Here is a 25,358-nt window from a genome sequence, read left to right on the forward strand (position 1 = left end):
CCCGGGACGCTCACAGCAGGGCCGAGGTCAGCCGCGCCATGTTGTCGAGGTACTTCTGCCACAGCGGGCGCCGGTTCCACTCCTCGATGTCGAGCAGGGTGCTCGCCGCCTCGAACTCCGCCACCACGGCGTCCATCCGGCGGCGGAAGTCCCGGTCCACGATGTAGACGGAGACCTCCAGGTCCAGGGCGAACGAGCGCTCGTCCATGTTGGAGGAGCCGATCACCGACACGTAGTCGTCGACGAGCACGAACTTCGCGTGCAGCACGGTCGGGGCCCGGTACCGGTAGATCTTCACCCCGGCCGCGGCGAGCTCCTCGTAGTAGGAGTTCTGCGCGTGGTGGGGGAGGAACTGGTCCGAGGTCTCGCCGACGAACAGCTGGACGTCCACCCCCGACTGCGCCTCCGTGGTCAGCGCGTGCATCAGGGACTCGTCCGGCACGAAGTACGGGCTGGAGACGACGATGCGGTCGTTGGCGTTGTAGATCAGGTGGTTGAACAGCCGCAGGTTGTTCTCCGTCTCGAAGCCCGGCCCGGAGGGCAGCACCTGGGCGAAGACGGGGCCCTGGATGTCGGGCAGCTCGCGCGAGGCCTCGTCGAGGAGCAGGTCGCCGGTCTCGGAGTACCAGTCGCTGGTGAACAGGGCGTTGAGCTCGGCCACCACCGGGCCCGTGCACCGGATCATCAGGTCCTTCCACTCGTAGCCCCGCCGCAGGTTCTTCCGCTTGTTGTAGGAGCGGTGGATGATGTTCTGCGACCCGGTGAAGCCCAGCTCGCCGTCCACCACGAGGATCTTGCGGTGGTTGCGCAGGTCCGGGCGCTGCCACTCGCCCTTCCACGGCCGCAGCGGCAGCATGCGCCGCCAGGGGAAGCCGGCCGCGTCGAAGCGCTCGACCAGCTCCGAGTAGCCGGGGTAGCCGAGGGAGCCCAGGTGGTCGATGAGCACACGCACCCGCACCCCGCGCTCGTGGGCCCGCAGCAGCGCCTCGAGCAGGGGGCGGGAGGCGTCGTCGATCGCCACGATGTAGAACTCGAAGTGGACGTAGTCCCGGGCCCCGTCCACGGCCTCGGCCATCACGCGCATCGACTCGTGGTTGTCGGTGAGCAGGTCGAAGGAGTTCCCGCCCACCATGGGCAGCGCCCCCAGGTTGTAGTTGAGCCGGGCGGTGGACTCGATCCACGCCGGCAGCCGCTCCTCCACGTTGCCGAGGATGTGGCCGTCCGGGGTGTTCTCCCGGATGATCTCGTTCATCCGCGCCTGCATCGCCATCCGCTTCCGGGGCAGCTTCGCCGAGCCGATGGCCAGGAACAGCAGCAGCCCCAGGTAGGGCAGGAGGAAGATCGCCAGCAGCCACGCCAGGGCCACCGAGGGCCGGCGGTTGTGCGAGATCCAGCCCGCGGCCACCAGGTTGATGAGGAAGCCGAGCACCAGCCCGCCCACGGTCACCGCCTCGGGCAGGTGCTCGAGCGGGATCTGGTCCAGGGGGAACGGCGCCGGCGTCACCCGGCCAGTCTAAGGACCGCCGGGCCCGCACCCGCTCCGCTCAGGCCGGGCGGGGCAGGACGTAGTCGGTCTCCGCTCAGGCCGGGCGGGGCAGGACGTAGTCGGTCTCCAGCCCGGGCGTCGGGCGGTGGACGAACCCGGCCGCGCGCAGCGTCTGCTCGGCCGGGGCGTTGTCCGCCGGCACGCTGGCCCGCACCCCGCGCACCGCCGGGTCCGCGAAGGCGACCCGCAGCAGCGCCTCGAGCCCCTCCGCCGCGTAGCCGAGGCCGCGGCGCCGGGTGGACAGCGAGCCCACGACCTCGAGCTCGTCGTCGATGGGCGGGCCCACGAAGCCGGCGGTGCCGACGACCTGGCCCGAGGACTTCTCCACGACGGCCATGCGGGCGTAGACGGTCTCCGTGAAGAAGTAGCCGCCGGCCACGAGCGACTCGCGGGCGAAGTCGACGTCCTCGGGGGTCGGGAAGCCCGGGGCGAACTGCTCCTGGGGCTCGCCCGCCGCCACGGCGTCGAGCTCCTCGGCCGTGAAGGGCCGCAGGAGGAGCCGGTCGGTCTCCAGGACGGGAGCCGGGGGGAGGGTGTCGAGATCCTCGGTCATGCTGTGCTGCTTTCTGCGGGCGCGGGGTGCGCGGGTGGTGCGGAGGGCGCCGCCCGGAGGCGGCGCCCCGGGGGCGTCAGCCGAAGTGGCGGGGCAGGGTCGCCTCGTGGGCGGTGCGCAGCTCGTCGAGGCCGAGGGCGAACTCGCCCTGGACGTCGAGGGAGCGCTCGACGGCGTCCACGACGCCGATGCGCGCGAACGGGTAGCCCCGGGCGGTGCACATGTCGGAGAACCGCACCTCCTCGGTGCGCGGGACGGCCACCACGGCCCGGCCCTGGGTCTCCGAGAAGAGCATGGTGAACAGGTCCACCCCGTCCCGCTCGCACACCTCGCCGAGGCCGATCCGGGCGCCGGTGTCGAAGCGCAGCGCCATCTCGGCCAGGGTCGCGGCCAGTCCGCCCTCGGCGACGTCGTGGGCGGCGTCGATCATGCCGTCGCGGGACATGTTGATCAGCAGGTCCCCGAGCAGCCGCTCCCGGGCCAGGTCCACGGCCGGGGGCAGCCCGCCCAGGTGCCCGCGCAGGTTCGCCCACTCGGAGCCGTCCAGCTCGTCGGCGGTGGTGCCGAGCAGGTAGATCGCCTGCCCGTCCTCGCGCCAGCCCGAGGGGGTGCGGCGGCGGACGTCGTCGAGCACGCCCATCATCGCGACCACCGGGGTCGGGTGGATGCCCACCCCGCCCGTCTGGTTGTACAGGGAGACGTTGCCGCCGGTCACGGGCACGCCCAGCTCCATGCAGCCGTCGGCGAGCCCGCGCACGGCCTCCGCGAACTGCCACATCGTCCCCGGGTCCTCGGGGGAGCCGAAGTTCAGGCAGTCGGAGACGGCCACGGGCCGCGCCCCGGCGGTGGCCACGTTGCGGTAGGCCTGGGCGAGCGCCAGCTGCGCCCCGGCGTAGGGGTCCAGCACGGCGTAGCGGCCGTTGCAGTCGGTGGACAGGGCCACGCCCAGGCCGGTCCGCTCGTCGACGCGCACCACCCCGGCGTCGTCGGGCACGGCCATGGCGGTGTTGCCCTGGACGTAGCGGTCGTACTGGTCGGTGACCCAGTTCTTGGCGCACAGGTTCGGGGAGGCCATCAGCTCCAGCACCGCGGGCCCCAGCTGCGCCCCGGAGGGGCGGGAGGCGTCGGCGGGGGAGCCGGTGAAGCGCTCCTGCTGCAGCCGGTCCTGGCCGGCCGGGCGCTCGTAGGGGCGCTCGTAGACGGGACCCTCGTGGGCGACCGTGCGGGGGTCGACGTCGACGATGACCTCCCCGTCCCACTCGATCACGAGCCGGCCGGTGCCGGTGACCTCGCCCAGCCACGAGTACTCGACGTCCCACTTGGCCATGACGGCCTCGAAGGCCTCGGCCTGCTCGGGGGCCACGACCGCCATCATGCGCTCCTGGGACTCCGACATCAGGATCTCGCCGGGGGTCAGCGTGGGGTCGCGCAGCAGGACCTTCGTGAGGTCCACGTGCATCCCGCCCTCGCCGTTGGAGGCCAGCTCCGAGGTGGCGCAGGAGATCCCGGCGGCGCCGAGGTCCTGGATGCCCTCCACGAGGGAGTTCTTGAACAGCTCGAGGCAGCACTCGATGAGCACCTTCTCGGCGAACGGGTCGCCGACCTGCACGGCCGGGCGCTTGGAGGGCTTGGCGTCGTCGAAGGACTCCGAGGCCAGCACGGAGGCCCCGCCGATGCCGTCGCCGCCGGTGCGGGCGCCGAAGAGCACGACCCGGTTGCCCACGCCCGAGGCGTTGGCCAGGCGGATGTCCTCGTGGCGCATCACGCCCACGGCCAGGGCGTTGACGAGCGGGTTGCCCTGGTAGCAGGGGTCGAAGACGACCTCCCCGCCGATGTTGGGCAGGCCCAGCGAGTTGCCGTAGCCGCCCACGCCGGCGACGACGCCGTGCACCACGCGCGCGGTGTCCGGGTGGTCGATCGCCCCGAAGCGCAGCGGGTCCATGACGGCCACGGGGCGGGCGCCCATCGAGATGATGTCGCGCACGATCCCGCCCACCCCGGTCGCGGCGCCCTGGTAGGGCTCCACGTAGGAGGGGTGGTTGTGGGACTCGATCTTGAAGGTCACGGCCCAGCCGTCCCCGATGTCGGTCACCCCGGCGTTCTCGCCGATGCCGACCATCAGGTCCTTCGTCATCTCCTCGGTGACCTTCTCGCCGAACTGGCGCAGGTGGACCTTCGAGGACTTGTAGGAGCAGTGCTCGGACCACATGACCGAGTACATCGCGAGCTCCGCGGCGGTGGGGCGGCGGCCGAGGATCTTCTTGATCTCCGCGAACTCGTCGGCCTTCAGGCCCAGCTCTGCCCAGGGCAGGTCGGTGTCGGGGGTGGCCGCCGCGTGCTCGACGGTGTCCAGGTTGAAGTGCTTCTCGCTCATCGAGGGTGCCGTGCTCCTTACTTGACCAGTGCCTTGAGGACGGAGACGAACAGGCCGAGCCCGTCCGTGCCGTCGCGCATGCCGACCTCGCCGGCGGCGGAGGAGTCCGCGCCGAAGCCGGGCTCCACGGCGTGCTCGGGGTGGGGCATGAGGCCGACCACGTTGCCGGCGGCGTTGCAGATCCCGGCGATGTCGCGGCGGGAGCCGTTCGGGCTGGCGCCCACGTAGCGGAAGACCACGCGGCCCTCGGCCTCGAGGGCGTCGAGGGTGCGCTCGTCGGCCACGTACTGGCCGTCCTGGTTCTTCAGCGGGACCACGATCTCCTGGCCCTCGGCGTACTCGGCGGTCCAGGCGGTCCTGTTGTTCTCGACCCGCAGGCGCTGGTCGCGGCAGAGGAACTTCAGGTGGTCGTTCTTGATCATCGAGCCCGGCAGCAGGTGGGACTCGGTGAGCACCTGGAAGCCGTTGCAGATCCCGAGCACCGGCAGCGGGGAGGACCCGGAGGTGCCCGCGGCGCGGGCGCCGTCGATCACCCGGTCCATGATCGGCGCGAAGCGGGCGATGGCCCCGGCGCGCAGGTAGTCGCCGTAGGAGAAGCCGCCGGGCAGGATCACGGCGTCGACGCCGTGCAGGTCCGGCTCGGCGTACCAGAGGGGGACGGGGGTGCCGCCGGCGAGCTCCACGGCGCGTGCGGCGTCGCGGTCGTCGAGGGTGCCGGGGAAGGTCACCACGCCGATCCGGGCGCCCGCGAGCGCGGGGTCGGGGCCGGGGGCGGAGAGGTCCGCGATCAGCGGGGTCTCGGGGGCCGCCATGCTCAGTTCTCCCCGTCGGTCTCGTCGAGCACGGCCACGCGCACGACGTCCTCGATGACCGGGTTGGACAGCAGCTTCTCGGCGGCCTCGCGGGCCTGGGCGAGGACGTCCTCGCCGGCCTCGCCCTCGACCGTCAGCTCGAAGCGCTTGCCCTGGCGCACGCCGGCGAAGCCGTCGAGGCCGATCCGGGGCAGCTCGTTGGCGATCGCCTTCCCCTGCGGGTCGAGGATCTCGGGCTTGGGCATGACGTCGACAACGATGCGGGCCATCGGGGAACTCCTGAGGGGTCGAGCAGCAGGCGGTGCCGGGATCCGGCGAACAGGGGCCAGTCTATCGGTTCGGCCACGGCCCGGGTGCCGCGCTGGAGCCCGCCCCCGCCGGTGTGGTAGAGCCCACGCCGGTCACCGCCCGTCCGGCGCCGGCGGGGCCTCGGGGCCGCCCGGTGCCCGCGAGGCCCCGCCGGCGACTGGTCAGCCGGTCCCGTCGGGGCCCGCGGGGCCGGCGAGCTCGTCGTCGACGAAGCGCGGGGCCGAGGCCAGCAGCCCGGCGGCGGCCAGCACCGCGCACGAGGCGATGAGCAGCACGAGCGGCGCGGTCCAGCCGCCGGTGAGGTCGTGCAGGGCGCCCACGAGGAAGGGCCCGGCGGCGGCGAGCGAGTAGCCCACCGACTGGGTGAACCCGGACAGCTGCGCGGTCACGTGCGCCTCCCGGGACCGGGCCACGATCAGGGCCAGGGCGGTCGGGAAGGAGAAGCAGCCGACGCCCAGCAGCAGCGCCCACAGCCACGGCAGGGCGGCCGGGGCGAGCAGCAGGCCGGTGTAGCCCGCGGCCATGCACGCGCCCAGGACCACGACCCACGTGCGCAGGCGCGCGGAGCGGGCGACGACGGAGGGCATCAGCAGACCGCCCGGGATGCCCATGGCCGCCAGCAGCGCCATCGCCAGCCCGGCCCCGGCCCGGTCCAGGCCGCCGTCGCGCAGGATCTGGGCGACCCAGCCGAACTGCACGTAGGCGTGCATCGACTGCACCCCGAAGTACAGGCTCAGCGCCACGGCCGTGCGGGAACCGGTGATGCGGGCCCGCGGGGTGCGCAGCAGCACCCGGGGCGCGGCGGCGGCCTCCCGCCGGTCCCGCGCCGCGACGGCGAGCCACGGCACCAGTGCCAGCAGGGCGGTCAGCCCCCACAGCCCGAGGGTCCACTGCCACCCGCCGGCGGCGGTCAGCGGGCCGGCCGCCAGCAGGGACAGGGTCGCGCCCACGGCCAGACCGGTCGTGTAGACGCTGTTGAGCAGCGCCGTGCGCCGCCCGCCGTGGCGCTTGACGAAGGCCGGCACCAGGATGTTGCCGATGCCCATCCCGAGCAGCGCCAGCACGCTCAGCACCAGGAAGACGGGCGCCGAGTCCACCAGGGCGCGCGCCGTGAGCGCCAGGGCGACCAGCAGCAGCCCCCACGCCACGGCCCCGCTGATCCCGGTGCGCCGCGAGAGCGCCACGGCGCAGGTGCCGGCCACGGCGAAGGTCAGCCCCGGCAGGGACGTCAGGACCCCGGCCAGGATCGCGTCCAGGCCCAGGCCGGCCTGCAGCTCGGCCAGCACCGGGCCCACGGAGGTCGCCCCCGGGCGGAGGTTGACCGCCACGAGCAGCACCGCCGCCAGGACGAGCGGGACGGGCAGGGGACGGGAGGGCTGCGGGCGGGTCACCGGCCTGTTCTACCACGCACCGCCGCCCCGGCGGCCATCGGCGGCTGCTCCGGCGGCGGCCCCGGTCCGCGGGCTCCCCGCCCGCCGGCGACGGCGGCTCCGTCCCGGGCGGGCCTCCGTTCCCGGGGCGCGCGGGGGACAATGAGCGCATGAGCCAGCACCCGCCCACGACCACCGCCGGCCTGCACGGGCGCGAGGCCGAGCGCCTCGCCCAGGCCCTGGCCGCCCGCGACGTCACCGTCTTCGTCGACGGCACCGCCCTGCGCCTGCCCGGGGCGGCGCGCGAGGCCGTCCTGGACCTGCTCGCCCGGCTGGCCCGCGGCGAGGAGGTCACCGTCGCCTCCGGCCCCGGGGACGCCGCGACGGCCCCGGCAGGCCCCGGCGGCGGGACCGCGCCGGGCGGGGGCGACGGGGACCCCGGACCGGGGGAGGAGCTGCTGACCACGGCGCAGGCGGCCGCGCTCGCGGGGATCTCCCACACCTACCTGCGCAACCTCTCGACCCAGGGCGCGATCCCCGTCCAGTACCGGGGCACCCACCGCCGGTTCCGCGCGGCCGACGTGCGCGCCTGGGTGGCGGCACAGGGCGCCCGGGGGCGCTGACGGGTCAGCCGCGCCGGACCACGACCCAGCCGCCGGCCACCGCGGCCTCCAGCGCCGGCAGGTCCTTGGCCGGGTCCGGCGGGGCCGTGCGTCCCGCGGCCAGGGCGAGGCGGGAGCCCGTGAACCGGCCGTCCGGGGCGAAGACCCAGTAGTGGTTGGGGCACTCGAAGGACTCCGCGCGCCCGGCGGCCTCCCGGCACACCGTGGCCTGCTGGTGCGGGCAGGTGTTGCGCAGCACGTGCAGTGCGCCCGCCGCGTCCCGGGTCACGAGCACCGGCCCGGTGCTCGTGCGCGCCGTGGCGAAGTCCAGCGGCCGGGCGACGGCGGCGGCCTCGACCACGCGCTCCCAGGGTCCCGGCGCGCTCACGCGGCCGCGCCCGCCGTGGCCCGGTGCGGGTCCAGGACCTCCAGGGCCGCGCCCAGCCGCCGCCGCAGCGGCGCGGCCCGGCGGGCGAAGTCCCGCTGGCGGCGCACGTACTCGGCCTTGCCCTCCGGGGTCTCGATCCGCACCGGCTCGTAGCCCCAGCCGGTGAGGTCGTAGGGGGCGGCCTGCATGTCGGTCTCCCGCACGTCGCGGGCGAGCTCGAAGCAGTCCAGGACCAGCTCGGAGGGGATCGCGGGCACGAGCTTGTACGCCCACTTGTACAGGTCCATGGTGGCGTGCAGGCAGCCCGGCTGCTCGAGCCGGCGCTGGGCCTCCCGCGTGGGCTGCACCTCGTTGAGGGGCACGGCCTGCGGCTGGAAGAAGCGGAACGCGTCGAAGTGGGTGCAGCGGATCCGGGCGGACTCGACCACGGCGTCCGTGCCGGCGGCGCCCAGGCGCAGCGGCAGCCGCTCGTGGCGCAGCGCGTTCTCCTCGGAGCGGTAGGCCATCGCCCACTCGTGCAGCCCGAAGCAGCCGAAGAACCCGGGGTTGCGCTCGTGGGCGCCCAGCACCGCCCGGGCGAAGTCCACGGCGGCGCCGCGCCGGTCCCGGAAGGCGTCGTCGTCGACCGTCACGGCCCCGTCCCCGGGGCCCAGCCCGAGGGCGTCGAGCTCCCCGGGGCGCAGCGGCCGGTAGAACCTCTCGCCGGCCCGCCCGGCGGCGTCCAGCAGCACGGTGCCCGCCCCGGGGTGCCACCGCTTCAGCTGCGCCGGCTTGAGCGTGTAGTAGGTGAACAGGAAGTCCTCGACCGGGTGCTCCTCCCCGCGGTGGCGGCGGGCCACGAACGGGTCGGCCCAGCGCGCGGCCCGCGCCTCGTGGGCGCGCGCCCGCGGCTCCCACTGCGCCCGGTCCAGGACGACGGCGGGACCGGCCACGGGGCCGGTCCCGCCGGTGCTCCGGCGCGGCACGGGCCTCAGCGGCCGGTGCCCGCGTAGACCGTCGCCTCGTCCTGGGCGTCGAGGCCGAAGGCGGTGTGGACCACGCGCACGGCCTCGTCGAGGCGGTCGGCGGAGGTGATCACCGAGATCCGCACCTCCGAGGTGGAGATCATGTCGATGTTGATGTTCGCCGAGGCCAGCGCCTCGAAGAACGTGAAGGTCACCCCGGGGTTCGACTTCATGCCGGCGCCCACGAGGGAGAGCTTGCCGACCTGGTCGTCGTACTCCAGGCCCGCGTAGCCGATCTTCTCCTCGGCCGCGCGCAGCAGGCTCATGGCGAGATCGCCCTGGGACTCGTCCACGGTGAAGGACAGGTCGGTCAGGGGGTCGTCGCCGGTGGAGACGTTCTGGACGATCATGTCCACGTTGACCTTCGCCTCGGCGAGCAGGCGGAAGATCCGGGAGGCGATGCCCGGGCGGTCGGGGACGCCGACGACCGTGATCTTGGCCTGGGTGCGGTCGTGGGCGATGCCGGAGATGAGCGGCTGTTCCAACGGGATCTCCTTCGGGGAGTCGGCGACGTCTTCGGGGCTCGGGATGACCCAGGTGCCCTCGCTGTGCGAGAAGGACGAGCGCACGTGCAGCTTCACGCCGAAGCGGCGGGCGTACTCCACGCAGCGCAGGTGCAGGATCTTGGCGCCGTTGGCGGCCAGCTCGAGCATCTCCTCGCTGCTGACCTGCTCGAGCTTGCGCGCCTTCGGGGCGATGCGGGGGTCGGCGGTGAACACGCCGTCGACGTCGGAGTAGATCTCGCAGACGTCGGCGTCCAGGGCGGCGGCCAGCGCCACGGCCGTGGTGTCCGAGCCGCCGCGGCCCAGGGTGGTGATGTCCTTGGTCTGGCGGTGGACGCCCTGGAAGCCGGCGATGATCGCGATGTTGCCCTGGTCCAGGGACTCGCGCACCCGCTCGGGGTTGACCTCCACGAGCAGGGCGGCGCCGTGGGCGCCGTCGGTGACCATCCCGGCCTGGGACCCGGTGAAGGACTGGGCGGGCACGCCCATCCCGGAGACGGCCATGGCCAGCAGCGCCATCGAGATGCGCTCGCCGGCGGTGAGGAGCATGTCGAGCTCGCGGGCCGGGGGCTTGCGGGTGACCTCGTGGGCGAGGTCGAGCAGCTCGTCGGTGGTGTCGCCCATGGCGGAGACGACCACGACGACGTCGTGGCCGCGGTTGTGGGTCTCGACGATCCTCCGTGCGACGCGGCGGACGCCGTCGGCGTCCGCGACGGAGGAGCCACCGAACTTCTGCACGATCAGGCTCATGGGTTCAACTCCTGTGGTGGGTGATGGCGGGGGCAGGAGCGGCGGTCCTCCCCGCGGCCGGCCCCACGACATCCTACCGTCCGGGCCCCGGGGCGGTCGCGGCCGGCCTCCCGGGACGTCCTCGCGGGCGGCGTCGCCGCAGGTCGGCGCGGGCGAGCGCTCTTCGGGGGACGGGCGGGCGGGGCGGTCCCGCTCAGGCGACCACGGTGCGGCCCTCGAAGGCCCGGCCGAGGGTGACCTCGTCGGCGTACTCGAGGTCCCCGCCCACGGGCAGCCCCGAGGCGAGACGGGTCACGCGCACCCCCAGGGTCTTGAGCATCCTCGACAGGTAGGTCGCGGTGGCCTCGCCCTCCAGGTTGGGGTCGGTGGCGAGGACGACCTCCTGGACGGTGTCGTCCGAGAGCCGGGTCATCAGCTCGCGGATGCGCAGCTGGTCGGGGCCGATGCCCTGGATGGGGCTGATCGCCCCGCCCAGCACGTGGTAGCGGCCGCGGTAGCTGCGGGTGCGCTCGATGGCCATGACGTCCTTGGACTCCTCGACCACGCAGATCACGCTCGCGTCCCGGCGGGCGTCGCGGCAGATCGCGCACTCCTCGAGCTCGGCGACGTTGCCGCAGATCCGGCAGAACCGCACCTTCTCCTTGACGGCGGTCATGGCCTCGGCCAGCCGGCGGACGTCCTCCTTGTCCGCGTCGAGGAGGTGGAACGCGATCCGCTGCGCGGACTTCGGCCCCACGCCGGGCAGCCGCCCCAGCTCGTCGATCAGTTCCTGGACGGCGCCTTCGTACACGTTCTCCTCGTTTTCCGGGCCGGTGCAGGCCCCTGTGCTCCTCGCCCGGGGGCTGCTGCCCGCCCGGGGCCGGGCCGTGCGGGGCGGGTCGCGCCCCGGTGGACCGCGTCCGCGGGGCTCACTCCCCGGTGGAGAGGTCCCGCTCCTCGATCAGCATGCCGCCGAGGATCCGCTCGATGGCGGCCCGGCCGTAGAGCGTGGAGTCCTCGAGGGCCTCGTCGTCCGCGCTGGGGACGAAGGAGTCGTCCCATTCTACGCCCTCGGGGCCCTCGCCCCCCGCGGTCCCGGGCCGCTCGGGGGCCTGCCGGCCGGCGGCGATCGCGGCCGCGTGCCGCTCCCGGAAGCTCAGCCGCCGCCGGGACGCCGGCTCCTGGGCCGGGGCCGCGGCCGCCCCGCCGGGGGCCGGCGGGGCGGCCCGCTCGGGGGCGGGAGCCGTGGCCACCGACGCCGCTCCGGGGGCCGGCCGCTCACGGTGCGCCGGGGCGGGCGGTGCCGTCCGGCCCGGCCCGGCCGGACCCGCGGGCGCCGGGCGGGAGGGCCGCCACTGCTCCGGCGGCGCCTCGTCCTCGGGGGGCGGGGGCTCGTCGGGGTAGGGGGCATCGGGATAGGGGAGGTCGTCCGGGTACGGGGGCTCCTCCGGGGGTGGGACGTCGTCGTCGGAGGGACCGGGCCGCCACGCCTCGGGTCCGCCGCCGGCCGGGGCGGGCGCCGGGGCGGTGACCTCCGTCCCCCCGCCGGTGGGGCGCTGCCGCGCGGGAGCCCGTCCTGCGGGGTCCGGGCCCGCGGCGTCCTGCTCCGCGGGCTCCCCGCCCGCGGGGCCCTGGGCGCCGGGGCCCCGGTCGTCGGCACGCCGGTGGGCCGGCTGCCGGTCGTCCGCACGGTGCTCGTCCGCCGGACGGGCCGCGGCCCCGGGGGTGTCCGGGCCCCGGTGACCGGGCTCCGGCGCGTCCGGCGCCCGGACCCCGGGCCCGGCCGCTGCGGTCGTGCCGTGGTCGCCGGCCGGCCGCCCGGCCTCGGGCGCCGCCGGCGCGCCGGGACGGGCGGAGCGGCCGGGCCCGGGGTCCGCGGAGACCGGGCCGGGGGCCCCGCCCTCCGCGGGGACGCTCCCGTCGGCGGCCGCGCCGCCGGGGATGGGGGCGACGGACCAGCTGTGCACGGGCTCCTCGGCCCAGGAGGGGTCGCTCCACTCCGGTGCCTCGTCCGTGGCGGGACGCCCGGGGGCGCCTCGGGCGTCCCGGTCGCCCCGCGGCGGCTCCTGTCCCGCGGACGTCCCCGGCCCGTCGTCCCGGCGGGCGGGCGCGCCCGCCCGGCCGTGCTGCGCCGCACCGGGCTCCGGCCGCTGCACGGCACGCTGCTCTCCCTGCGGTGCGGGGCTGCGCTCCGCCCGATGGGCCGTGCCCCGGTCGTGCTGCTGCGCCGCGCCCGGGTCCTGCCGCGGCGCGGCGTCCTGCTCCGGACCCCGGCCGCCGCGCTGCTCCGGCCGGCGCCCGGGCCCCGGCCCGTCCTGGCCGCCGCGCGGGGGAGCGGGCGGTCCCGGTCGCCGGGACCCGCCGCCGCGTCCGTGGCCTCCGCCCGGGGGCACGGCCTCGGCGCGGCAGTCGATGCCCAGCACCTGGTGCACGGCCCGGCGCAGGTCGTCCTCGAAGCGGGGGAAGTTCATGAGGTCGCCCTCGGCGTCGAACATGATCCGCAGGACCTTGCCGTCGAAGGACTGCGGGGTGCCGCGCTGGACGGTGAACCACGCGACCCGGCGGATCTCGGCCAGGGCGTTGACGATCTCCGGCCACGACGCCCGCAGCAGGTCGATCTCGGTGCTCGCGCCGTCGGCGGCGCGCGGGGTGTCCTCCTGCGGCTCCGGGGCGGCGGCTCCGGGCCGGACGGGCCCGGAGGGCCCGGGGTCGGGGCGCGACCGCGGGTCCGGTCCGCCGGCCGGCGCCCCGTGCGGCTCCGGGGCCCGGGGCGCGCCGTCGTCGCCCTGCGCGCCGCCGGCGCGGTGCCGTGCGTCGTCGCCGGACCGGTCGCCGGCCGCGGCGTGCGCCGGCGCGGGCTGCCGCGGGGTGGGCTCAGGCGGGGCGGCCTCCCCGGCCGGAGGGGCCGCCGGCGCGGCGCCCGCGGGCCCGCGGTCCTCGCCGTCCGGCCGCGGCGCGGGAGGCACGGCGGACGGCGCGGGCGCGGGCTCGGCGGCCGGTGCCGCCGGGGCGTGCTGGTCGGCGGGAGCGGCGCCCCGGCCGATGCCGAGCCGGCGCTCGATCCGGTCCACGCGGGCGGTCACGCCGCGGGTGGTGTCCTCGGAGGAGGGCAGCAGGATCCGGGCGCACAGCAGCTCGAGGTGCAGCTGCGGGGAGGTGGCCCCCGTCATCTCGGTGAGCGCGGTGTTCGTGATGTCCGCGGCGCGGGAGAGCTCGGCGGCCCCGAGCTGGGAGGCCTGGTTGCGCAGCCGGGCGACCTGGTCCTGGGGCATCCCGTGCAGGATGTTGCCCGCGGAGTCCGGCACGGCGTTGACGATCACGAGGTCCCGGAAGCGCTGGAGCAGGTCCTCCACGAAGCGCCGGGGGTCCTGGCCGGTCTGCACCACGCGGTCGACCGCGCGGAAGACCGTGGCGGCGTCCCCGGAGGCGAAGGCGTCCACGACGTCGTCGAGCAGCGCGCCGTGGGTGTAGCCGAGCAGGGCGACCGCGAGGTCGTAGGTGATGCCCTGCTCGTCGGAGCCCGCCATGAGCTGGTCGAGCACGGAGAGGGTGTCGCGCACGGACCCGCCGCCGGCGCGCACCACGAGCGAGAGCACGCCGGGGGCCACCTGCACGTGCTCCTCGGCGCACAGCTGCTCGAGGTAGTGCACGAGCGGCTCCGGCGGGACCAGCCGGAAGGGGTAGTGGTGGGTGCGCGAGCGGATGGTCGTGAGGACCTTGCTCGGCTCCGTGGTCGCGAAGATGAACTTGATGTGCTCCGGCGGCTCCTCGACGATCTTCAGCAGCGCGTTGAAGCCCTCGCGCGTGACCATGTGGGCCTCGTCGATGATGAATATCTTGTACCGGTCGCGCACGGGGGCGAACGTGGCGCGCTCGCGCAGGTCGCGGGCGTGGTCCACGCCGCCGTGGCTCGCGGCGTCCATCTCGATGACGTCGAGGGAGCCCGCGCCGTCCCGGGCCAGGTCGCGGCAGCTCTCGCAGCGCCCGCACGGGGTGGCCGTGGGGCCCTCGGCGCAGTTCAGGCAGCGGGCGAGGATGCGCGCGGAGGTCGTCTTGCCGCAGCCGCGGGGGCCGGAGAAGAGGTACGCGTGGCTGACCCTGTCCTTGCGCAGCGCCGTCATCAGCGGCTCGGTCACGTGCTCCTGGCCGATGACGTCCTCGAAGGTCTCCGGGCGGTAGCGGCGGTACAGGGCGGTAGTCACAGGAGCCACCTTAGCGACGGAATCCGACAGCCGGCGCGGCCGGTCGAGCCTGGGGAGGGGCCGCTCCGGGGGGACGAGAAGACCCCTCGCGCACCCGCCAGAGCCCACCTACCCTTGCTACCTTCCGGTCCTGGGGGAGTTCAGCAGGATGACGCCACGCGAGGGGCTGGCCCCTACTCTAGCGGATCCTGCGCGGGCCCCGAAACCGGTCCGTCCGCCCCGGCCGGACGGGCCGCTCCGGCGGGGCGGGAGGGGCCGATTCGGCACAGCGCCGGGATTCGGCTATGCTGGATCCCGCATGTTCGGCGCCGGAAGGCCTGCCGGCACGCACGCCTGGAGGATTCGCCTAGCGGCCTATGGCGCACGCCTGGAACGCGTGTTGGGTTCACGCCCTCGGGGGTTCAAATCCCCCATCCTCCGCGCAGGACGTCCCCGGACGTCGGAACGCCCCGGCCCCTCGGTCCGGGGCGTTCCTCGTTCCCGCCCGGCCGCAGCGGCCCGCGGGGTGTCCGCGCAGGCCCGGCTGGGGCCGGCCCCGCCCCGCCCCTAGGATGAGGCCCATGATCTTCAAGGCCGTGGGCGACACCCGCCCGTACCCCGACCACGGCCTGGTCACCCCCGCGGACTGGTCCGGCGTCGCCCCGCGCCAGGTGCGGCTGGACCAGCTCGTCACCACCAAGACCACCCTGGACCTGTCCACGCTGCTCGACGCGGACTCCACCTTCTACGGGGACCTCTTCCCGCACGTGGTCCGCTGGCGCGGGGAGCTCTACCTCGAGGACGGTCTGCACCGGGCGCTGCGCACCGCCCTGCACCACCGGGCCGTGGTCCACGCCCGCGTCCTGGACCTCGACCGGTCCCCGGCACGCACGGCGTAGCCGCAAGCCCGGGCGCCGCCCGCGGCGGCGCCCCTCAGGAGGCGGCGCTGAGCGGGGGCCGCTCGGGGGTCAGGCGCACCGGTCTGCCCTCGGCGTCGAACTGGGCCCCGAGGCCCTGCTGGATGAACCGGACCGTGGTGCGGATGTGGCGCTCGCGCTCGGCGCGGTCCCGGTCCGCGCTCTGCCCGCGGTCGGCGGCCGCGGTGAGCGAGCCGTGCACCAGGGAGGCCAGCTCGGCGATGTCGCCCCCGGGCAGCCACCGCTCCTCGATGGCCGCGCGCAGGATCGCCGCGAGCAGTCCCTGCAGCTCGCCCACGTGCTCGCCGAGCTTCTGGTAGTCCTCGGGGGAGAGGACGGTGCGCATGGTCGGCCCCGGCGGCAGGTGCCGGCGGGTGAGGTCCTCGATCTGGGCCCGGATGTAGACCGCCAGCCGGTCCACCGGGTTCTCCACGCCCTCGAGGTCGCGGCGCAGGTCGGCCATGAACCGCTCGGTCTCGTCGAGCGCGTAGGCCACCAGCAGCTCGCCCATGTCGGCGAAGTAGTTGTAGACGGCGGTGCGGCCCACCCCCGCGTTCTTCGCCACGTGCGTCATGGTCAGGCCGGTGAGGCCCTGCCGGTAGAGCAGCTGGCCGAAGGAGTCGAGGATCGCTCGCTTGGTGTTCTCGCGCTGCGCGGCGTTGGTGGCGGCTGAGATGCGGGGCATGATGACACCTGATTTCTATCTGTCATCAAAGTATGCACACTTCAATGAGTCTTGGTGACGGTGTGTCCGACTATGACACCACCTTTCGGCCCGCTTCGGCGCCGGATCGGGCAACTCCACGGAGAACGTCCAGGAAGCTTCCCCCGGGGGCTCAGGCGGTGCACCCCTCGGGGTCGCGCGCCGGGGTCTCGCCGCCGAGGTCCACGAGGGGGTGGGTCTCGGCCCGGACCTGCTCCGGCCGCTGCCGCACCCGTGCCGGCCCGAGCCTCATGGCCCGGGCGCGGGGGCGCCCCGCCTTCCGCCGTCAACGGCCGCGCCGCCCGCTCCGGGAGGGGAGCGGGCGGCGCGGCCGCACGGGGGAGGGGCGGTTCAGCGCTCGACGGCGGACCCGCCCTGCCACAGGGAGTCGAAGGGCGCGCGGGAGACCAGCCGCTGCCGGATCCCGGCCGAGACGAACGCCTTCGCCGTGCGCGCGGCCGCGAGCGGCTCGGCGCCCTTGGCCAGCTCGGCGGCGACCGCCGCGGCCAGGGTGCAGCCGGCCCCGGCCACGGGGACCTCGCCGACCTTGGGCTCGGAGAGCACCTCGAGGGTCTCCCCGTCGTAGTAGACGTCCACGGCGTCCGGGCCGGCCAGCCGGACCCCGCCCTTGGCGAGCACCACGGCGCCGGAGCGCTCGTGGATCCGGCGGGCGGCCTCGGCGAGGTGCTCGACCGTGCTGATCTCCTCGAGCCCGGACAGGGACAGCGCCTCGAAGTGGTTGGGGGTCACGAAGGTGGCCAGGGGCAGGATCTCGGCCTTGAGCGCCTCGTCGGTGTCCAGCGCGGCGCCGGGCTCCTGGCCCTTGCAGATCAGCACCGGGTCGAGCACGAGGTGGCGCGGGGCCAGCCGGCCCAGGACCTCGGCGGTGGTCGCGATGGTGGCGGGGCTGCCGAGCATGCCGATCTTCACGGCGCCGAGCTCGTGGGCCGCCGTGATCGCCTCGAGCTGCTCGCGCAGCACGTCCTGCGGCACGGGGAAGAGGCGGTGGCCCCAGTCCTCGGCGGGGTCGAAGGAGACGATGCAGGTCAGGGCCAGCGAGCCGAAGACGCCGAGCTCCTGGAAGGTCTTGAGGTCCGCCTGCGCGCCGGCGCCGCCGGTGGCCTCGGACCCGGCGACGGTCAGGGCCACGGGGGGCTGGGCCGCCGCGGGGCGGCCGGCGGCGGGAGCGGTGGTGGTGTCGGTCATGGGGACCATTCTGCGCCCGGGCCCGCGCCCGGGGCCAACCGGCGCCCCGCGCCGGCCCGGAGGGGCCGCCGGCCCCGGCGCTAGACTGTCCGACGGCCTCCGGCCGTCCCGGGCCCGTCCCGGGTGCGCGGCGCCGGCGGAGGAGCCCCCGGGTGGCAGGCGGGGGCCGGGCCGCATACCGGATCGAACCACGGCGGGTCCCGCGCGGGCCCGCCGCGTCAATACAGATTGGTGACCCACGTGACCGCATCCCCTGCTCCCCCCTCGCCGGCGGGCCCCGAGCCCACGGGCCTCGCCCGCCGCCCCCGCAGCGCCTACGACCTGCTCGTGGCCGCCTACTGCGTGATCCTCGTGCTCTCCAACATCGCGGCGACCAAGGGCGTGGCCTTCGGCCCGGTGCTCACCGACGGCGGCTTCTTCCTCTTCCCCCTGGCCTACGTGCTGGGCGACGTCGTGGCCGAGGTCTACGGCTTCCGCCCCGCGCGGCGGGCGATCGTGACCTCCTTCGCGGCGGGCCTGTTCGCCTCGGTCGTGTTCTGGCTGGTCATCGCGCTGCCCCCGGCCGCGTTCTACGAGGGCCAGGAGGCGTTCGAGACCGTGCTGGGGCCGGTGCCGCTGATCGTGGCCGGGTCCCTGCTGGGCTACCTCGCGGGCCAGCTGCTCAACGCCTTCGTGATGGTCCGGCTCAAGGCCCGCACGGGCGGGCGGCACCTGTGGGCCCGCCTGCTCGGCTCGACCCTGGTGGGCGAGCTCGTGGACACCGTGATCTTCTGCACCGTGGCCGCCCCGATCATCGGCATCAGCACGGCCGGGGACTTCCTGAACTACGTGCTGGTCGGCTACGTCTACAAGGTCCTGGTCGAGGTGCTGGTCCTGCCGGTGACCTACGCCGCCGTCGGGACCCTGAAGCGGCGCGAGGCCGTGGCCGCGCCCCCGCAGGGCGCGCCGGTGGGCTGAGCCCCGCGGGTCCCCGGCCCGGGGCCGCTGTCTAGGATGAGCCCATGGACGTCCTCACCGGCACCGGGCTCGCGGCCTCGGCGGGCCTGAACGCCTACGTCCCGCTGCTCGTGCTCGGGCTGCTGGACCGCTTCACGCAGGCCGTGGACCTCGGCCCGGGCTCCGCGTGGCTGTCCGAGACCTGGGTGCTGGTCCTGCTCGCCGTGCTGCTGGCCGTGGAGGTCGTGGCGGACAAGGTCCCGGTCGTGGACTCGCTCAACGACCTGCTCCAGACCTTCGTGCGCCCCACCTCCGGCGGGATCGTCTTCGGCTCCGCCACCACCGCCCAGACCGCCGGCGGGGGCACGGCGGCCGACCCGGGCGCGCTGCTCTCCGCCCCGGCGTGGGTGCCCGTGGCCGTGGGCGTCGTCGTCGCCCTCGTGGTGCACGTGACGAAGACCGTCTCCCGCCCGGCCGCCAACACGCTCACCGCGGGCGCGGCCGCGCCGGTGGCGTCCACGGTCGAGGACGTCTCGGCCGTGACCCTGTCCCTCGTGGCGGTGTTCTTGCCGCTGCTCGTGGTCGTGGTGCTCGCCGCGGTGGCCGTGCTGCTGTTCCTGCTCTACCGGCGGCTGCGCCGCGGCCGCCGTCCGGGGCCCGCGCCGGGGCGCCCGCGCGGCGGGGCCGCTCAGCGCCCCAGGTAGGCCAGCTGGGCCCGCACGGACAGCCGCGCGGCGGGCAGCACCGACTCCGGCACGTCCGCGTAGATCCGGGCGGTCACCGCCTCCGTCCCCGCGCCGGGCCCGAGCGCCCGCAGCGCCTCACGGACCTCGGCCAGCCGCTGCCCCCGGTGCTCGAGCAGCCGCTCGCACGCGGCGCCGAGGTCCGCCAGCACCTGCGCGTGGCCCGGCAGGACCGTGGCCGGGCCCAGCACCGCCAGCCGGTGCAGGCTGCGCAGGTAGTCCGCGAGCGTGCCGTCCGGGTGGTCCAGGACCGTGGTCCCGCGGCCCAGGACCGTGTCCCCGGTCAGCACGCTGCCCGCGCCCGTGCCCGGCTCGTGCCCGGGCGGGGCGTCCTCGGGCAGGTACAGGCACACCGAGTCGGAGGTGTGCCCCGGGGTGTGCAGCACCTCGATCCGCACCCCGGCCGCCTCCAGCACCTCGCCCTCGCCCAGCGGGTCCGCGCCGCGGCAGAAGGCGGGGGAGACGGCGCGCACGGGCGCGCCGGTGAGCGCGGCGAAGCGGTCGAGCCCGGCCGTGTGGTCGCCGTGCCGGTGGGTGACCAGCACGAGGGCCGTGCGGCCCGCGGCGGCGAGCGACTCCAGGTGGCCGGCGTCCTCGGGGCCGGGGTCCACGACGACGACGTCGCCCTGCCCCGGCGCCCCGAGCAGCCACGAGTTCGTGCCGTCGAGGGTCATGGGGCCGGGGTTCGGGGCGGTCAGCCGGCGGGTCAGGGCGGTCGTGCGGACGGGCTCGCTCATGCGGGCAGACTAGCCCAGCCCGCGCCGGCGCGGGCCCGGTCAGCCGGCGGCGAGCAGCGCCTCGAGGCGGGCGAAGGAGCTGCGCCAGCCCGCGGCCGCGCCCTCGTGCACCGCGGCCGGCAGGGGGCCCTGGGAGACGACGAGCAGGGTGCCGCCGTCGCCGGTGGCCAGCAGCTCGACGCGCTGGAGCACGTGCGGCCCGGAGGGCTCGCCGTCGGGGCCGGGCAGCACCTCGCGGGCCTCGAGCAGGGCGTCCTGCTCGAGGCGCAGGCAGGTCGAGCGCACGGGCACGACCTGCCGGGGGTCCGCGTCGGAGACCATGAGGAAGTCGCGGCGCCCGCCCGGGCGGGGCTCGAGCACGACCGACTCCCGGGGCACGCTCCAGCCCTGCGGGCCGAACCACGCCGCGAGCCGGTCCGGGTCGGTGAAGGCGGCGAAGACCGCGGCCGGCGGGTGGGGCAGGTCGTGGGAGACGGAGAAGACCTCCGCGGGGTCCAGGTCGGTGACGTCCATGGCCCCATTCTCCCCGCTGCGCGGCCCCCAGGAGGGCACTGGGTACAGTGACGACCGTGAGCACCGAACCTGGCCGGGGCCCGGAGCGCCCCGGCGCGCGGCCGGCGTGGGTGCCCGCGCTCAAGGGCGGGGCGCTGCTGCTGGTGATCGGCCTCGCCGTCTGGTACCTCATCGGCTGGACCCCGCCCACCGTGGAGCAGATCCACGCGTTCGTGGCCCGCTTCGGCGTGTGGGGCCCGCTCGTCTTCGGGCTCGTGTTCGCCCTCGTCGCCGCGACCCCCGTGCCGGTGACGATCATGGCCGTCTCCGGCGGGTTCCTCTTCGGCATGGCCCAGGGCAGCGTGCTGGGCGTGGTCGCGACCACCACCGGGGCGTGGCTGGGCTACTGGCTGGCCCGCTTCCTGGGCCGCGACGCCCTCTACCGGCTGGCCGGCCCCCGGGTGGAGGCCGTCGAGGCGCGGCTGCGGGGCAAGGGCTTCCTCACGGTGCTGGTGCTGCGCCCCGTGCTGCCCAACTGGACGCTCAGCTACGGGTCCGGGCTGGTGCGGATCCCGCAGCGGGACTACCTCGGGGCCACGCTGCTGGGCGGGACCCCCGGGCAGCTGAGCTTCGCCGCGGTGGGGGCCTTCACCTCCCGCCCGTCCTGGCCGGCGCTCGCGGTCGTCGCCGCCTCGTGGGCGGCCGTGGTCGTGGTGGGGGTGGTCGCCTGGCGGCACGCCCGCCGGGCCGAGCACCGGGCGGAGCCGGAGGGCGGGGAGGACCCCGCGGGCCACGACGGCCCCGGCGGGGCGGGGGACCCGGAGGGCCCCGGGGACGAGGGGCGGCCCCGGGCCGGGTGAGCCCCGGTCAGGCCCGGCCCGCGTAGTAGCGGCCCAGCACCTCGTCCCGGTAGTCGAAGTACGTGCCGTCGGCCATCGCCGCGCGGGCGCCGTCGACCATCCGCACGATGAAGCGCTCGTTGTGGATCGAGGTCAGCGTCGCGGACAGCCGCTCCTTGGCCTTGAACAGGTGGTGCAGGTAGGCCCGGGTGTAGTGCGTGCACGTGTAGCAGTCGCAGCCCTCGAAGACCGGGGAGAAGTCGGTGCGGAAGCGGGCGGTGTTGACGTTGAACCGCCCGTCGGGGGTGTACACGGCCCCCGTGCGCCCCACCCGGGTGGGGGAGACGCAGTCGAAGGTGTCCACGCCGTTCTCCAGGGCCGTGAAGATGTCGTCCGGCTCGGAGATGCCCAGCAGGTGCCGGGGCCGGTCCTCGGGCAGCTCCTCCGTGCACCAGCGCACGATCGTGCCGAGGTTCTCCTTCTCGAGCGCCCCGCCGATCCCGTAGCCGTCGAAGTCCATCGCGGCGAGGTCCCGGCACGCCCGCCGGCGCAGGTCCTCGTACTGGGCGCCCTGCACCACCCCGAACAGCGCCTGGTACGGCTTCCCGGCGCGCTCCCCGGTCAGCCGGGCGTGCTCGGCCGCGCAGCGCAGCGCCCACCGCCGGGTCCGCTCGAGGGAGGCCTCCTGGTAGCCGCGGGAGTTGTGCAGGGTGGTCAGCTCGTCGAAGGCGAACATCACGTCCGCCCCCAGGCGGTGCTGGACCTGCATCGAGATCTCCGGGGTGAAGCGGTGCAGGTCGCCGTTGAGGTGGGACTTGAACGTCACCCCGTCGTCGTCGACGTGGGCCAGGCGCTCCTTGCCGGCCGCGACGTCGTCGTCGCCCGCCGCCCCGGCCCCCGACATGTCGATGACCTTCTTGAACCCCGCCCCCAGGGACATCACCTGGAACCCGCCGGAGTCCGTGAACGTGGGCCCGTCCCAGTTCATGAAGGCGCCCAGCCCGCCCGCGGCGTCCAGGACCTCGGCCCCGGGCTGGAGGTAGAGGTGGTAGGCGTTGGCCAGCAGCGCCTGCGCCCCGAGCTCCTTCATGGCCTCCGGCAGCACGGCCTTGACCGTGGCCTGCGTGCCCACGGGCACGAACGCGGGGGTCGCGATCGTCCCGTGCGGGGTCGTGATCGTGCCCGTCCGGCCCCCGAACCGGCCCCCGTTCGCGGCCGCGCGCTCCCCGGGGGCCGCCGCGGTGTCCTCGAGCCGGTGGCCGACCTCGAAGCCGAAGGCCGAGCGGGCGGACGGGAGGGCGGGGGGGGTCTGCGGGGAGGAGCTCATCCGACCATTGTGGCCCACCCCGGACCCGCCCCCGGACGGGCCCGGGACCGGCCCCGGTCCGGGTCCTGTGAGCGAGCTCATCGCCCGGGCCCGGAAGCGCCCGCCCGCTGCCGGCGTTCGCACCGGTGGACGGTGCCCGCCGCCCCGCACGCCCCGCCCGGGCCACCCCGCCCGGGCCCGACCAGGAAGGCGGCCGCCCCTCCGTGAGCCCGCTCCGGCGCCTGTTCGCCCTGCACCCCGCACGGCAGGACCACCTGCCCGCCGCCCGCATCGCGGTCTCGGTGGCCGTCCCGCTCGTGCTCCTGCTGACCGCCGGGCGCCCGGACCTGACGATCTACGCCGCCTTCGGGGCGTTCACCTCGATCTACGCCCGCCACGAGCCGCCGCGCGACCGCCTCCGCCACCAGGCGCAGGCGGGGCTGCTCCTGAGCCTGTGCGTGGCCCTGGGCGCCGCGCTCGCCGGCGCCCCGGAGGCCGTGGTGCTGGCGGTCACCGCGGTCGTGGCCGCGCTCGGCGCCGTGGCCGCCGCGCACTGGGCGCTGCGCCCGGCGGGGTCGGTGTTCCTGATCTTCGCGGTGGGGGCGATCGGCTCCCTCGGGCAGGCGGCGCCGGTGGGGACCGCCGCGGTCCTGGCCGCCGCCTCCGCCGCGTTCTCCGTGGCCCTGGGCGCCGCCTCGCGCTGGGCGGGGGAGGGGGTGACGGGTCCCGTGGCCGCCGTGCCGGCCCACCGGGAGGCGGACCCCCGGCAGCTGTGGGCCCACGGCGGGCGGTTCCTCGCGGCGACCTCCGTGGCGGGCGCCCTCGGCGCGGCCAGCGGCCTGTCCCACAGCTACTGGGCCATGGTCGCGGCCGCCGCCCCGATCGCTGCCCCGGACCTCGGGGCCCGGGTGGAGCGGGCGGTCCACCGGGTGGTGGGCACCCTCGGCGGGGTGGGCGTCGCGGCGGCGCTGCTGTCGGTGCCGCTGCAGCCGTGGCACGCCGTGGCGTTGGTCGTGGTGCTGCAGTTCCTCGCGGAGCTGTTCGTGGGCCGCAACTACGCGGTGGCCCTGCTGTTCATCACCCCGCTGGCGCTGCTGATGACGCAGCTCGCCGCCCCGGCGGCCGCGGGGGACCTGCTCCAGGCGCGGGCGGTGGAGACGGTGATCGGGGCGCTGTCCGGGCTCGCGGTCGTGTGGCTGACCCGCGGCCGGGCCCGGGACTGACCGGGCCCGGACGGGGCAGGGACCTCAGCGGCCCCAGCCGGCGTGGGCGACGGCCTGGCGCACCAGGTCCCCGCGGCCCCCGGCGAACTCGGCCTGGACCTCGGGGCTCAGCGCCTCCTCGGGGGTCAGCCACGACAGCTGCAGGGCGTCCTGGCGGGGGCTGCACTCCCCGCGCACGGGCACGAGGTAGCTCAGGGCCACGGCGTGCTGGCGGTCGTCGGTGAGCCCCGTCTCCGAGGGGGAGGGGAAGAACTCCGCGACGGCGAAGGGGGTGGTCGAGACCGGCAGCTGCGGGAACGCCATGGCCCCCAGGTCCTTCTCGAGGTGGCGCAGCAGCGCCGCCCGGATCGTCTCCCGGTACATCACCCGTCCCGACACGAAGGTGTACATCATCTCGCCCTCGGGGGTCGCCTGCAGGAGCAGGCCGATCTCCGAGAGGTAGCCCAGCGGGTCGAGCCGCACCGGCAGGGCCTGCACGTAGACCATGGGCAGGCGCCGCCTGGCCTCCTGGAGGTCGTCCTCGTTGAGCCAGCCGGGGTTCGGGTCGGGGGTGCGGAGGAAGTTCATGACCCTGTTCTATCCCACGGGCCCCGCCGCGGCCACGGCCGCGGGGGCGCCGACCCGCCGGTTCAGCGCTCAGCGGAGCGGGCGGCGGCCTCCAGCACCGTCCAGGCCTGGACCTGGGTGGACAGCTCCACCGGGACCCCGGGCCGCTGCGCCTCGTCGGCGGGGCGGAACGGGTCGGGGGAGAAGACCGCCACCGTCTCCCCGGACCCGCCGGTCCCGGGGTCGGCGAAGTCCACGTCCGGGTCGAACTCCCGCCGCCCCGCCCACAGGGCCTCGGCGGTCGCGGCCACGAGCCCGGCCGCCGTGGCCCGGACCCGCCCGTCGAGCCCCGGGTGGCCCGCGGCGTCGGCGAGGTAGCGGGCCAGGATGCCCGTGAACAGCCCGCCGTCGCCGCCGCCGTGGGTGGTCAGCACCGGGGCGCCCGCGTGCTCGCGGGAGAACGCGCCGGCCGCGCCCTCGACGACGGCGCCCGCCCGCTCGAGCAGCTCCCGCCGCCGCACGGATCCCGTCCCGGGGGCGTCGGCGAGCTCGAGCAGCGCGCCCAGCACGGGCCCGGCGTTGTAGCTGTGCAGGCCGCGGTCCAGGCGCGTCACCTCGGTGCCGGAGCCCGCCGCGACCAGCCGCACCCCGTCCAGGTAGACCCGGCGCTCCGGGTCCCACAGCACGTCGTCGAGCCACGTCAGCACGGCGTCGGCCCGCTCCGGGCGGTGGGTGCGCACGAAGGCGAGCGCGGCAGGGGCCGAGGAGGCGGTGTTCTTGTAGTCGTGGGCGTCGTTCCAGAAGACCCCGCCGCCGAGGTCGCCGGTGTGGCCGCGCTCGAGCCGGGCCAGCAGCGCCGCCCCGGCGTCGAGGCAGTCCAGGCCGGGGCGGTCCCCGAGCTCCCGGTCCAGGCCGGCGAGGCGGCCCACGGCCAGCAGCAGCCACGCCATGTCGTCGTAGTAGGAGTTGCGGTCCACGCGCCCGCCGCTGCGCAGGGTGATCCCGCGCAGCAGCCGGTGGCCGTCGCGGGCCGCCGCCCGGGCGGCCGGGCGGTCCCCGGCGGCGAGGGCGCGCCGGCCGGCGTCGACGAGGGCGTCGAGCAGGTGCGCCTGCCACCAGTAGTGCCACGGCGCCCGCCGGGAGGCCGGGCGCGGCAGCGCGGGGGCGCCCAGCAGGGTCCCCGGCACCCCGAGGGCCCGCCCGCCGAACAGCCGCCGGACCGAGCGGGCGGCGGTCTCCGCGCGGGCGGCGGCGGGGGCGCCGGCGGCCGGGCGGAGGGGGGCGGGGACGGGATCGGGGACGGCGGTCATGGCGGCTCCTGGACGGGGGGAGGGGAGGG

Annotated in this window: 24 protein-coding genes, 1 tRNA gene and 1 other RNA gene; 7 read left to right on the forward strand and 19 right to left on the reverse strand. The window is 75.9% G+C overall.

What is annotated here, in order from left to right; translation table 11 throughout:
* Positions 1-10 precede the first annotated feature (10 nt).
* From cls to LQU92_RS09265, 6 genes are all read right to left on the reverse strand, one after another.
* Positions 11-1,504, reverse strand: a complete 1,494-nt coding sequence (gene cls / locus LQU92_RS09240) for a cardiolipin synthase (RefSeq protein ID WP_230780133.1) — start codon at positions 1,502-1,504, stop codon at positions 11-13.
* A 76-nt stretch (positions 1,505-1,580) separates the two neighbouring features.
* On the reverse strand, positions 1,581-2,099 hold the full coding sequence (locus LQU92_RS09245; protein WP_230780135.1) for a GNAT family N-acetyltransferase: 519 nt from the start codon (positions 2,097-2,099) through the stop codon (positions 1,581-1,583).
* Between the two features lie 76 nt (positions 2,100-2,175).
* The gene (gene purL, locus LQU92_RS09250; RefSeq protein ID WP_101851655.1) at positions 2,176-4,473 is read right to left on the reverse strand and encodes a phosphoribosylformylglycinamidine synthase subunit PurL; all 2,298 of its coding nucleotides are present in this window, start codon (positions 4,471-4,473) and stop codon (positions 2,176-2,178) included.
* A 17-nt stretch (positions 4,474-4,490) separates the two neighbouring features.
* Positions 4,491-5,285 carry a phosphoribosylformylglycinamidine synthase subunit PurQ gene (gene purQ / locus LQU92_RS09255; protein WP_101851656.1) on the reverse strand — a complete coding sequence of 265 codons (795 nt, stop codon included), beginning with the start codon at positions 5,283-5,285 and terminating at the stop codon, positions 4,491-4,493.
* A 2-nt stretch (positions 5,286-5,287) separates the two neighbouring features.
* On the reverse strand, positions 5,288-5,554 hold the full coding sequence (gene purS, locus LQU92_RS09260; RefSeq protein ID WP_058857219.1) for a phosphoribosylformylglycinamidine synthase subunit PurS: 267 nt from the start codon (positions 5,552-5,554) through the stop codon (positions 5,288-5,290).
* A 201-nt stretch (positions 5,555-5,755) separates the two neighbouring features.
* The gene (locus LQU92_RS09265; protein ID WP_230780137.1) at positions 5,756-6,985 is read right to left on the reverse strand and encodes an MFS transporter; all 1,230 of its coding nucleotides are present in this window, start codon (positions 6,983-6,985) and stop codon (positions 5,756-5,758) included.
* Positions 6,986-7,134: 149 nt separating this feature from the next.
* Between LQU92_RS09265 and LQU92_RS09270 the strand changes: the two genes are divergently transcribed.
* On the forward strand, positions 7,135-7,587 hold the full coding sequence (locus tag LQU92_RS09270) for a helix-turn-helix domain-containing protein (RefSeq protein WP_230780139.1): 453 nt from the start codon (positions 7,135-7,137) through the stop codon (positions 7,585-7,587).
* 4 nt (positions 7,588-7,591) lie between these two features.
* Here LQU92_RS09270 and LQU92_RS09275 read toward each other — a convergent pair whose 3' ends face one another.
* The 6 genes from LQU92_RS09275 to ffs form a co-directional block, all read right to left on the reverse strand.
* Positions 7,592-7,954: a Rieske 2Fe-2S domain-containing protein gene (locus tag LQU92_RS09275; protein WP_230780141.1), complete on the reverse strand. Its 363-nt coding sequence runs from the start codon at positions 7,952-7,954 to the stop codon at positions 7,592-7,594.
* Entirely contained in the window at positions 7,951-8,886 is a 936-nt protein-coding gene (locus tag LQU92_RS09280) for a 3-methyladenine DNA glycosylase (RefSeq protein ID WP_230780143.1), read from the reverse strand. The genes LQU92_RS09275 and LQU92_RS09280 overlap by 4 nt, the downstream gene beginning before the upstream one ends.
* Before the next feature lie 38 nt (positions 8,887-8,924).
* Entirely contained in the window at positions 8,925-10,211 is a 1,287-nt protein-coding gene (locus LQU92_RS09285) for an aspartate kinase (protein WP_058857215.1), read from the reverse strand.
* Positions 10,212-10,404: 193 nt separating this feature from the next.
* Positions 10,405-11,001, reverse strand: coding sequence for a recombination mediator RecR (gene recR / locus LQU92_RS09290; protein WP_058857214.1), 597 nt, complete (start codon positions 10,999-11,001; stop codon positions 10,405-10,407).
* Positions 11,002-11,119: 118 nt separating this feature from the next.
* Positions 11,120-14,392: a DNA polymerase III subunit gamma and tau gene (locus LQU92_RS09295; protein ID WP_230780146.1), complete on the reverse strand. Its 3,273-nt coding sequence runs from the start codon at positions 14,390-14,392 to the stop codon at positions 11,120-11,122.
* A 74-nt stretch (positions 14,393-14,466) separates the two neighbouring features.
* An RNA gene (gene ffs / locus LQU92_RS09300) (signal recognition particle sRNA small type) lies at positions 14,467-14,563 on the reverse strand.
* Positions 14,564-14,727: 164 nt separating this feature from the next.
* Here ffs and LQU92_RS09305 point away from each other — a divergent pair.
* Positions 14,728-14,812, forward strand: a tRNA-Ser gene (locus LQU92_RS09305).
* Between the two features lie 140 nt (positions 14,813-14,952).
* On the forward strand, positions 14,953-15,270 hold the full coding sequence (locus tag LQU92_RS09310) for a type II toxin-antitoxin system VapB family antitoxin (RefSeq protein WP_058857212.1): 318 nt from the start codon (positions 14,953-14,955) through the stop codon (positions 15,268-15,270).
* Positions 15,271-15,304: 34 nt separating this feature from the next.
* Here the strand turns inward: LQU92_RS09310 and LQU92_RS09315 are convergent, their stop codons facing one another.
* Positions 15,305-15,973: a TetR/AcrR family transcriptional regulator gene (locus LQU92_RS09315; protein ID WP_101851662.1), complete on the reverse strand. Its 669-nt coding sequence runs from the start codon at positions 15,971-15,973 to the stop codon at positions 15,305-15,307.
* A 369-nt stretch (positions 15,974-16,342) separates the two neighbouring features.
* Positions 16,343-17,197: a PfkB family carbohydrate kinase gene (locus tag LQU92_RS09320; protein WP_230780148.1), complete on the reverse strand. Its 855-nt coding sequence runs from the start codon at positions 17,195-17,197 to the stop codon at positions 16,343-16,345.
* A gap of 240 nt (positions 17,198-17,437) precedes the next feature.
* Between LQU92_RS09320 and LQU92_RS09325 the strand changes: the two genes are divergently transcribed.
* Positions 17,438-18,154, forward strand: coding sequence for a queuosine precursor transporter (locus LQU92_RS09325; RefSeq protein ID WP_230780149.1), 717 nt, complete (start codon positions 17,438-17,440; stop codon positions 18,152-18,154).
* Between the two features lie 44 nt (positions 18,155-18,198).
* Entirely contained in the window at positions 18,199-18,837 is a 639-nt protein-coding gene (locus LQU92_RS09330) for a DUF4126 domain-containing protein (protein WP_101851665.1), read from the forward strand.
* Here LQU92_RS09330 and LQU92_RS09335 read toward each other — a convergent pair.
* Together LQU92_RS09335 and LQU92_RS09340 are read right to left on the reverse strand one after the other, a co-directional pair.
* The gene (locus LQU92_RS09335) at positions 18,822-19,613 is read right to left on the reverse strand and encodes an MBL fold metallo-hydrolase (protein ID WP_230780151.1); all 792 of its coding nucleotides are present in this window, start codon (positions 19,611-19,613) and stop codon (positions 18,822-18,824) included. The two genes, LQU92_RS09330 and LQU92_RS09335, sit on opposite strands and share 16 nt — an antisense overlap.
* A 39-nt stretch (positions 19,614-19,652) precedes the next feature.
* Positions 19,653-20,126 (reverse strand): SRPBCC domain-containing protein, encoded by a 474-nt coding sequence (locus tag LQU92_RS09340; RefSeq protein ID WP_058857207.1) that lies wholly within the window; start codon positions 20,124-20,126, stop codon positions 19,653-19,655.
* A gap of 56 nt (positions 20,127-20,182) precedes the next feature.
* On the opposite strand from LQU92_RS09340, the gene LQU92_RS09345 reads away from it, so the two are divergent.
* Complete coding sequence (locus tag LQU92_RS09345) at positions 20,183-20,965, forward strand: TVP38/TMEM64 family protein (RefSeq protein WP_143709874.1); 783 nt, start codon at positions 20,183-20,185, stop codon at positions 20,963-20,965.
* Positions 20,966-20,972: 7 nt separating this feature from the next.
* On the opposite strand, the gene tgt is transcribed toward LQU92_RS09345, so the two are convergent.
* Positions 20,973-22,271: a tRNA guanosine(34) transglycosylase Tgt gene (gene tgt / locus LQU92_RS09350; RefSeq protein WP_230780153.1), complete on the reverse strand. Its 1,299-nt coding sequence runs from the start codon at positions 22,269-22,271 to the stop codon at positions 20,973-20,975.
* Positions 22,272-22,474: 203 nt separating this feature from the next.
* On the opposite strand from tgt, the gene LQU92_RS09355 reads away from it, so the two are divergent.
* A complete protein-coding gene (locus LQU92_RS09355; protein WP_230780155.1) occupies positions 22,475-23,473 on the forward strand; it encodes an FUSC family protein in 999 nt (332 codons plus the stop codon).
* A 24-nt stretch (positions 23,474-23,497) separates the two neighbouring features.
* Here LQU92_RS09355 and LQU92_RS09360 read toward each other — a convergent pair whose 3' ends face one another.
* Both LQU92_RS09360 and LQU92_RS09365 read right to left on the reverse strand, forming a co-directional pair.
* Positions 23,498-24,040, reverse strand: coding sequence for an NUDIX hydrolase family protein (locus LQU92_RS09360; protein ID WP_230780157.1), 543 nt, complete (start codon positions 24,038-24,040; stop codon positions 23,498-23,500).
* Between the two features lie 62 nt (positions 24,041-24,102).
* On the reverse strand, positions 24,103-25,329 hold the full coding sequence (locus LQU92_RS09365) for a glycoside hydrolase family 76 protein (RefSeq protein WP_230780159.1): 1,227 nt from the start codon (positions 25,327-25,329) through the stop codon (positions 24,103-24,105).
* Positions 25,330-25,358: the final 29 nt, after the last annotated feature.

The organism is Kocuria sp. LUK, assembly GCF_021012935.1.
In the GTDB taxonomy this organism is placed as follows: domain Bacteria; phylum Actinomycetota; class Actinomycetes; order Actinomycetales; family Micrococcaceae; genus Kocuria; species Kocuria flava.